This is a genomic window from Roseateles sp. P5_B10, assembly GCF_056400485.1.
Genome location: NZ_JBFULE010000822.1, coordinates 1 through 2,280 on the forward strand (window position 1 = coordinate 1; position 2,280 = coordinate 2,280).

Sequence of the window (2,280 nt, forward strand, 5' to 3'; positions counted from 1 at the left end):
CCTGACGGACAGCAAGCCCTGGGTGCTGAGCTGCCGCTGGGGCAATGCGCCAGCCGCCATGCTGCAGATCGGCGAAGGCCAGATGCGCCGCGGCAAGCTCAGCCGCGAAGGTGCCTACCGCCGCGGCGAGCTGACGGTGGGGCTGCGCTCAGTGCATCTCCACGAAGGCAGCGCGCAGCCGCAAACAGTGGCCACGGGCTACGAGATGCTGCACCAGGGCACCGTCGTCGGCAGCCTGGACCTGAGCGGCAGCCAGCCGCGGCTGCGCCGCCCCGACCCGGCCACACCGTTGGGGCGGGCCGTCACGGAGGCGGCTCTGGCCCTTGCGCTCGCCTGGGAGCCGAGTTGAGCTGAACTGAACTGACGCCAGGGGCGTCAGGTCTCCAGCTTCAACGGCGGTACGCGCCGGCGCAGTGGCTGGGCCTTGACGATGCTGGAGCTGGTCTGGGCGCAATCGGCCAGCCTGTCCAGGGCCTGGTCGAGGTGCTCGATGGAGCGCAGCGCCAGGCGCAGCACGCAGCAGTCGTCGCCGGTGACCTTGTCGCACTCCAGCGCCTCGGGCATGTCCTCGATGCGCTGCTGCACCTGGGCCAGCGCACCGGGCATGGGTCGCACGCGCACGATGGCCTGCAGCGTGAAGCCCAGGGCCACCGGGTCGATGTCGATGGTGAAGGCGCGGATCACGCCGCGCTCGCGCAGCCGCGCCAGTCGCTCCGAGGTGGCGGGCGGCGACAGCCCAATCGCCTCGGCCAGGTCCTTCAGCGGCGCACGGGCGTCGGCGGCCAGGGCGGCCAGCAGCAGGCGGTCGATGTCGTCGATCATGATTAGGTTCGAATGGATAAGTGCCGTCGTTGATTCTGCCGAAGCATCAGATTGCCGTCTTTAATGCATATATCGGCCGGGCTGACCTTGAAACAATGGCATTCCTCGTCATTGCAAGGAAGCACCGTGTCCCCCACTACCCGTGGCGCCCTCGAGATGGGCAGTGCGATGAGCCTGCTGGGCTCGATCGGTTACTTCGTGCTGCTGTCCGGCCTGGCGCCGCTGGACGTCGTGTTCTGGCGCTGCGGCTTCGGGTTGCTGACGTTGGCGCTGATCTGCACGGTGCTGGGTCTGTGGCGCCGGCCGAGCGCGCGGGAGCTCGGGCTGGCCGTGCTGGGGGGCGTGGCCATCGTGCTGAACTGGGTGCTGCTGTTCGGCGCCTACGGCCGGGCCTCGGTGGCCGTGGCCACGGCGGTCTACAACCTGCAGCCCTTTTTGCTGATGGGCCTGGGCGTGGTGTTCTTCGGCGAGCGGCTCAGCCTGGCGCGGCTGGCCTGGGTGGCCCTGGCCTTTGCGGGCATGGTGCTCATCGTGCAGGCACGGCCGAGCGCCGGCTATGTCGGCGGCAACTTCGGGCTGGGCGTGGCGATGGCCCTGGGTGCCGCGGCGCTGTGGGCGGTGGCGGCCGTTGTCGCCAAGCGCCTGAGCGGCATGTCCGCCCCGCTGATCGCTCTGATCCAGGTCGCCGTGGGCCTGCTGATGCTGGCGCCCTTTGCCGACCTCGGCCACCTGCCGCAGACGGCACTGGGCTGGATGCCGCTGGTGGTGCTGGGCGTCGTGCACACCGGGCTGATGTACGCGCTGATGTATGCCGGCGTGCAGCGCCTGCCGACGGCGCTGCAGGGCGGCCTGTCCTTCCTCTACCCGGTGGTCGCCATCCTCGTGGACTGGCTGGCCCTGGGGCACGAACTGGCGCCGCTGCAATGGCTGGGCGCGGCGGCCATCCTGCTGGGGGCCGCGGGGTTGTTCGTTGGGCCTGTTAGCCCTGCGGAGATGGGTCGCGTTGTGGCCAGAAGGGCCGCAGGCACGACAGCAAACCGCAAGCTGGGTTGATACCCAGCGAGGATTTGCAACACAGCATGCGGCCCTTCTGGCCACAACCCTTCGGGAAGGCCCGCCGCAAGTGGCCACTCGTTGTTGCAGCCCTTGCCCGCACATGAGTGCGGGCTGCACGCTGCGTCTAGATTGGCCCCTTGCGGCGGGCCTTCGCGGCCCATCGCCGCAGGGCTAACAGGCCCTACTTCTCGGCCAGCGCCTTCAGGTTCGCCAGCCCCGCGTCGAAATCCGGCCCGACCATCTTGTCCATGAACAGGCCCATCCAGCGGTAGACCGGGTTGCTGCCCATGTCGCCGTCCATCGACCACGTCACCTGGGTGGCACCACCGTTGGTCTCGAGGCGGAAATCGCCGGTCGAGGTGGTGCCGAAGTCGGGGAAATAGAGCTCATAGCCCAGGCGCT

4 protein-coding genes are annotated in these 2,280 nt (G+C 69.0%); 2 read left to right on the top strand and 2 right to left on the bottom strand.

What is annotated here, in order from left to right; translation table 11 throughout:
* Window positions 1-349 (top strand): hypothetical protein (locus tag AC1DU6_RS28070; protein WP_477861132.1); only part of this gene is annotated, 349 nt, incomplete at its 5' end.
* A gap of 26 nt (window positions 350-375) precedes the next feature.
* On the opposite strand, the gene AC1DU6_RS28075 is transcribed toward AC1DU6_RS28070, so the two are convergent.
* The gene (locus AC1DU6_RS28075) at window positions 376-822 is read right to left on the bottom strand and encodes an Lrp/AsnC family transcriptional regulator (protein ID WP_477861134.1); all 447 of its coding nucleotides are present in this window, start codon (window positions 820-822) and stop codon (window positions 376-378) included.
* A 126-nt stretch (window positions 823-948) separates the two neighbouring features.
* On the opposite strand from AC1DU6_RS28075, the gene AC1DU6_RS28080 reads away from it, so the two are divergent.
* Window positions 949-1,875 (top strand): DMT family transporter, encoded by a 927-nt coding sequence (locus tag AC1DU6_RS28080; protein ID WP_477861136.1) that lies wholly within the window; start codon window positions 949-951, stop codon window positions 1,873-1,875.
* Window positions 1,876-2,059: 184 nt separating this feature from the next.
* Here AC1DU6_RS28080 and AC1DU6_RS28085 read toward each other — a convergent pair.
* Window positions 2,060-2,280, bottom strand: a 221-nt coding sequence (locus AC1DU6_RS28085) for an SRPBCC family protein (RefSeq protein ID WP_477861138.1), incomplete at its 5' end; no start/stop codon positions are given.